This window comes from Agromyces humi, from assembly GCF_009720255.1.
In the GTDB taxonomy this organism is placed as follows: Bacteria; Actinomycetota; Actinomycetes; order Actinomycetales; family Microbacteriaceae; genus Agromyces; species Agromyces humi.
Window position 1 is genome coordinate 1 of the sequence record NZ_WJSP02000221.1, and the last position, 6128, is coordinate 6128.

General features: G+C 71.7%; 4 protein-coding genes and 1 pseudogene. 2 read left to right on the forward strand and 3 right to left on the reverse strand.

The genetic code is table 11. From position 1 onward, the window contains the following. A pseudogene (locus GH736_RS25115) lies at nucleotides 1-152 on the forward strand (glutathione-dependent formaldehyde dehydrogenase); the annotation flags it as partial. Nucleotides 153-270: 118 nt separating this feature from the next. Here the strand turns inward: GH736_RS25115 and GH736_RS15315 are convergent. The 3 genes from GH736_RS15315 to GH736_RS15325 all read right to left on the reverse strand — a co-directional run bounded on the left by GH736_RS15315 (nucleotide 271) and on the right by GH736_RS15325 (nucleotide 4504). Continuing rightward, on the reverse strand, nucleotides 271-891 hold the full coding sequence (locus GH736_RS15315; RefSeq protein ID WP_159604854.1) for a DUF4255 domain-containing protein: 621 nt from the start codon (nucleotides 889-891) through the stop codon (nucleotides 271-273). After that, nucleotides 888-3737 carry a COG1361 family protein gene (locus GH736_RS15320; RefSeq protein WP_159604856.1) on the reverse strand — a complete coding sequence of 950 codons (2850 nt, stop codon included), beginning with the start codon at nucleotides 3735-3737 and terminating at the stop codon, nucleotides 888-890. The genes GH736_RS15315 and GH736_RS15320 overlap by 4 nt, the downstream gene beginning before the upstream one ends. 143 nt (nucleotides 3738-3880) lie before the next feature. After that, nucleotides 3881-4504, reverse strand: coding sequence for a response regulator transcription factor (locus GH736_RS15325; RefSeq protein WP_159604858.1), 624 nt, complete (start codon nucleotides 4502-4504; stop codon nucleotides 3881-3883). Between the two features lie 168 nt (nucleotides 4505-4672). Between GH736_RS15325 and GH736_RS15330 the strand changes: the two genes are divergently transcribed. Further along, the gene (locus GH736_RS15330; protein WP_159604860.1) at nucleotides 4673-6037 is read left to right on the forward strand and encodes a COG1470 family protein; all 1365 of its coding nucleotides are present in this window, start codon (nucleotides 4673-4675) and stop codon (nucleotides 6035-6037) included. The last annotated feature ends 91 nt before the right edge of the window (nucleotides 6038-6128 follow it).

Sequence of the window (6128 nt, forward strand, 5' to 3'; positions counted from 1 at the left end):
TCGGCGCGCAGCTCGGCGACATCGAGGAGGGCGACACCGTCGTGGTCTTCGGCGCGGGCCCCGTCGGCCTCTTCGCGGCGAAGTCCTCGTGGCTCATGGGAGCCGGACGCGTGATCGTGGTCGACCATCTCGTCGCTGAGGTACAGCCCGCGGAACGGGTCGTCGGGCTGCGGATCGGCCGCTCGACGCGCGGCGACCAGGCGCCGGATGCGGTCCTCGATCGCGCCGAGCCGCCCCAGCAGGTGCACGACGCTGGGGTCCTCGATCATCTCAGTCTCCCGTCGGAGCGGCACGGAACGCGGCATCCTCGATCCCCAGTCCCGCCGCGTCGAGCTGGGCGGTGACGCCGCCGGTGACAGGCGGTCCGGCGGGGTACAGGATCGAGCGGCTGAGCGGCGCGGTGACCACGACGTCGAGCGACGGCTTGAGCTCGCCGCCGAGTGACGACCAGACGTCGGCGAACGCCCGGTCCTCGGGCGGCGGCTGCGCGATCGTGATCGAGCACCGCAGTCCCGTCTCGGCGAGGGTCTCGATGATGAACGCGTCGGGAATGGCGTCGAAGCGGATGAAGCAGCGCAGCAGGGCGTCGAGCAGCCGGTGCTCGTCGTCGGGCCGTTGCGTCCACGCCGTGACGAGGTACGAGAGCTTGAAGTACCGCGGCGCGGGCGCGCGGTGGGTGACGATGCCGCGGTCGTCGCGCTGCTCCGAGAAGCCGTACTCGCGCCGGCGCACGTCCTCGCGGATGTCGTAGAGGAACAGGTCGACGGTCGGCGCGTTGCGGCGCGCCGCCCAGTCCTTCGTGGGGGCGTCGAGCGCCACGTCCACGTCGGCGGCGATGCCGTCGGACTCCTTGACGAGCGTGCGCAGCGCGTCGTCGATCTCGCCGATCATCCGCCCCTCCCGAGCAGGTTGGGCGCCATCGCCGAGCGCGGCGCGACGAGCAGGCGGTTGCTCGACGGGATGTCGCCGAACAAGCCGTCCACGCTGTGCATGACGAGCGTGCGGGTGCCGGGCAGCTCCCACCTCAGCACGAGCAGCGACCAGCGGGCCGAGGTCGGGTCGCCCGAGCCCGGCCAGCGCACGCTCGGCGTGTCGGTGGTCGCGCCCTCCCATCGGAACGTGACGGCGGCGTTCGGGGGCAGCGACGTGCCGATCGCGCCGATGCCCTCACCCGGCGTGGTCACCGACGGGGACACCCGCAGGTTGGGCTGGAGCACCGTGAACGGCTCGCGGTCCTCGCCGATCCACGACGGCGGCAGGGTTCCATCGACGGGCTCGGCAGCGGGTCCCTCGGGCGGCGTCGCGGGCTCATCGGGGCAGAAGCTCAGCTCGCCGGCGCACACGCATTCGCCGTTCTCGGCGATGTAGCATCCCTCGGGCGGCCAGGGTTCGGGATCGGGTGGCGGCGGGCTGGTCGCCGGAGGCGGGGCGAACGAGAGCGCGACGCCGTCGACGACCACGTCACCGGTGCGCGATGGCACCACCGGCACGGGCGGCAGGGTGGGCGGCGGCATGGCGAAGACCATGCGCACCTCGGCGACGGCGCCGACGGCGTCGAGCCCGACGATCGTGCAGCGACGGGTCGCGACGACGAAGATCGTGCAGCCGGTCTGCGACATCAGGGCGAGATGTCCGGGCCAGTCGTACTGCAGCTCGACCACGAGGCCGGGCAGGTCGCCGGACACCCCCGAGTCCACCGCGAGGCTGGTCGTGTGCCGCACCGTCGTCGTCGTGACGAGCGTCTTCCCGCCGGTGTACCCCACGGGACTGGAAAGTGCGAGGTCGAGCGGGATGCGCGCATCGGCGATACCGATCGTGTCCGATCCCGAGCCGACCCAGGCGGTGGGCAGCACCGAGTAGTCGTCGATGCTGCCGTTCCGGAGGAACACCGGAACGGCGCTGAGGGTAGCGATTCCGACGTCGGCAGCGGGCATCCCGAATCGCAACGTGATGACGGCGGTGTCTCCGATGCCCTCGAGCCCCGTGATCGTGCAGAGTCCGTCCTCGTACCGTGCACACCCCTGCACACCGGGTGGTTCGACGAGGCCGATGAGGCTCGACCAGTCGAAGCTGAGGCCGACGATGGGCCGGTCGGCGCTCACGAGCAGCTCACGGGCGTAGGTGACGGTGACGAACGCATTCGCATCCGGGCCACTCGCCCAGCCCCGATCCCGGTCGAACTCGACGGCAACGGTGAAGTTCTGCGAGTCGATCACGTATCGGTGCCCTGACGGCACGATCCAGGACGTCGGCAGCGGACGGTACTCGTTCTGGCCGAACGACTGGCGCACGCGCACGCCCTCAGCGCTGATGATGCCCTCACCGAGGACGTCGGACGGCCCGAACCGCAGTGTGACCACCGGCGAGGCGCCCGGCGCATCGAGACCCCTGACCGTGCAGGTCCAGGTCGACTCCTCCCAGTCGTCGCATCCATCGGGTTCGTCCAGCGGCTCGATGAACGCCGGCCAGGTGGGACGGAAGGCGACCTCGACATTCGGGATCGACATCGTCACCGCCGCGTCGTGCACCACTTCGTACGTGGCGACGACGCCGGGCCCGCCCGGCCATCCGACGGCGGCATCGAGTTGCGTCGTGATCGGGAAGACGTCGCGAAGGAGGCTGTAGGCGGCGGAGTCGGACATGATCCACTCGGCGGGCAGCGCGGTGGCATCCGAGGGCTGCGGCGGAGCCATCCTTCCCCGCCCGGTGCCGTGCCAACCAGCGAGCCTCACGGGCGCCGGGGGCGACGAGTCGCGGAGCGCCGGCACCGATGGGATGCGCTTGTACCATCCGGTCGTGGCGCCGGCGATCGTGAAGGCACCGTCGACCTGCTTCGACGGCGTCGATGCCGGTGCGAGGAATCGGATCCAGAAGCCCTCGTTCGCGGCCGCCCCGCCTGAGGTGGTGATCGAGCACACGCCACCGGCGAAGCCCCCGTCGCAGGCGCGCACGGCGTCACTGTCGTCGATCACCGTGAAACCCGACGGCCACTCGAGCCGCACGTCGACGGCGAGGTCGGGGGTGTCGTCGTCCTCGTCGTACCTCGCGTAGAGCGTGCCGGTCTGAATGACCGAGTAGTACGCGGTGATCGGCTCGCCGACGCCGCCGAAGCCTTCCTGCATCGACACGCTCGTGGTGAACGCACCGAGCACGACCGACGCGTCGTCACCGTCCCACGCCGACTCCGGGATGTCGGCGAAGTCCCCCTCCTCACCCGATCCCGTCTCGGAGATGGTCCTCGCCGCCGCGGTGAACCAATAGGTCGACGCGGTCGCCGACCGGGCGACGAACGCGACCTCGAACCGTGCCGTTCCTCCCGGGCTCCCGGCCCCGGGCGTGTAGCAGGAATCCCCGCTCGTCGGCGGTGTGGCCCCCGGCACCGCCGGGTCGAAGGAGTCGTCGTCGCCCCAGGCGGCGCATCCGCTCGGGGCGATCGCCTGCGAAGGCTCGAACCCGGACCCGGCCCACGAGAGCGGGACCCCGATCAGGGCGTCGGCGCCGAGGTCGACGTCGCCGGTGTTCTCGACCTCGACGGAGACGCGGACCACCTGCCCCGGCACGACCGTCGCCACGTCGGTCGTGACGGACACCTCGAACCCGAGCTCGGGTTCCTCCTCCACGGCGAACGACGGCTGCTCCGGCGTGAACGTGACGGCCCCGACGAACACGCCGGACGCGCTCGCCGCGATGATCGCCACCGCGGCGAGCAGCCGTGTCCATGAGCTCGCGCGTTCCACGTTCCTCCTCCGCTCAATCCAGATTCGAGGGAGACGGATGCTCCCGGCATCCGGCGCGGGGCACCTTTCCGCGCACGGGCGGGTGCCCCGACGGGCACCGCCCGACGGGCACCGCCCTTCGGGCAGCCGCCCGCGGCATCCGCTCAGATGAGGCCCTCGCGCACCGCGTACGCCACCGCATGCGAGCGGTTGCGCAACTGCAGGCGGGTGGTGACGTCGTGCAGCACGTTCTTCACCGTGCGCTCGGAGTACGAGAGCTTGGTGGCGATCTGCGCGGTGTCCCACCCCTCGGCCACGAGCCGGAGGACGTCGACCTCCCGGGCGGCGAGGCCGGTGAAGGTGATGCCGCGCGGGTCGAGCACCGTGCGCTGCAGCCGGCCGACCTGGTCGAGGAGGCGGCCGAGCAGGTCGGGCGGCACCGCGCCCTCGCCGGCGGCCGCCGTGAGGATGACGGACACGAGGCGGTCGGTCGTGGCATCCGCTCGTCGCACGAGCCCCACGACGCCGCTCTCGACGGCGCGCACGAGGTCCTTGTCGTCGAGGTGCGACGAGATGAGCACGACCCGGCTCGACCCGTTGCGGCGCAGGAAGCGCAGGGTGTTGAGGGTCTCGTCGTCGACCTCGTCGGAGATGACGAGCACCACATCGGGCGCCTCCTCCTCCTGCGGCCCGACGACGCGCACCTCGGGGCGCGGGCGGAGCGCGCTCGCGACGCCCGCCTCGGAGATGGGGTCGCGCGCATAGACCCGCACGGTGGTTCTGGTCATGGTCGTTCCTTCGCAAGTGCGGGTTGCGGGTCGTGCGGGGTGCTCGAGGACAGTATGTCCGGGCATCCTCTTCGCGCACTCAACACCCGCTCAACGGGCAACTTCGTTGCGCGAGCGGCGGGCCGCGCGGGCTCCACGGCCGCTGCTGGCCGGCCGTAGCGTGACGCCATGGCCACCACCGCGACCATCACGCCGACGTCCGCGTCGGTCGATCCGGGCACGCCGGTCTCGTTCACGCTGACCGTGCTCAACGACACGCTGCTCGTCGAGTCGTTCGAGCTCGCGCCGGTTGGGCAGGTGGCGGCATGGGCGACGGTCGAGCCCAGCACCCTCACGATCTACCCGGGCAAGTCGGAGACTGCCACCGTCACGGTGCTCGCCCCGCGGTCGCCGGAGTCCATGATCGGCGAGGTGGCGCTCGGCGTGCGCGCCAGGGCGGTCGAGCAGCCCGATGCGATGGCCGTCGCCGAGACCGAGCTGACGGTGCTACCGTTCGCGCAGACGGAGGCCGAGCTGACCCCGAGGATCGCACGCGGACGAGGTCGTCACCGCGTGCGGGTCGCCGTCGACAACCGCGGCAACACGCAGCTGATCGCCTCGATCGCGGCGACCAGCTCCGACCGGCTGGGACTCTCGACGCCCTCGCCCGAGGTGGCCGTCGACCCCGGTCACACCGAGTTCGTCGACATCGACCTGCGTCCGGTCGCCTGGGTCTGGCGCGGCGACCCCGTCACGCACCAGTACTCCGTGTCGGTCGTGCCCGAGGCTCCTCCGCCTGCCACCGATGCGGCGTGGGCGGCGGCGTTGGGCACGGGCGCCGGCACGCCCGGCACGGCGACGGCCACGGCGATCGCGACGGCGACGGAGGTCGAGCCGATCGTGCTGCCGGGCAGCTACGTGCAGGAACGGGTGTTCCCGAAGTGGCTGTGGAAGCTCCTCCTCGCCCTGCTCCTCCTGCTGCTGCTCCTGCTCGCGCTCTGGTTCCTGCTGCTGAAGCCCGCGATCGAGTCGGCGGCGCGCAACGCCGTCGAGGAGCCGCTCGCGCAGGCCAATGACAAGTCGGATGCCGCGGCGCAACAGGCCGACAGTGCCGCCGAGAAGGCGAACCAGGCGCTCGAGGCCGTCGGCGAGACCCCGGCCCCGGTCGTGCCGGTGTCGACGACGACGAGCTCCGACGTCGACCTCCGGTTCGAGCTCGTCGACCCGGCCGGCGGCGCCGCGGACGAGAGCGACCGCTGGGAGGTGCCGCCGAACTCCGTGCTGCGCATCACCGACATCCTCGTGAGCAACCCGTTCGGCGACGCCGGCACGATCACGCTCGAGAACCAGGACGTGCTCGCACCGATCTTCACGAGCGGCCTCGAGAACTTCCGCGACCTCGACTTCCACTTCGTGACCCCGGTGCAGCTCGGCGACGGCGACCAGCTCTTCGCGTCGATGACCTGCGCGGCGGCGAGCGGTGCCGGGCCGAACCCCGGCCAGTGCACGGCCTCGGTGCTCGTCACCGCGCAGGTCGTGACGACGACGGGCTGAGGACGATCCGCCATGCCCACCGGTCCCGCCCTCCGCGCCGGGGACACCGCGGTCTGCGGCCCGTGGGCGAGCTCATCACGCTGCAGCGGAG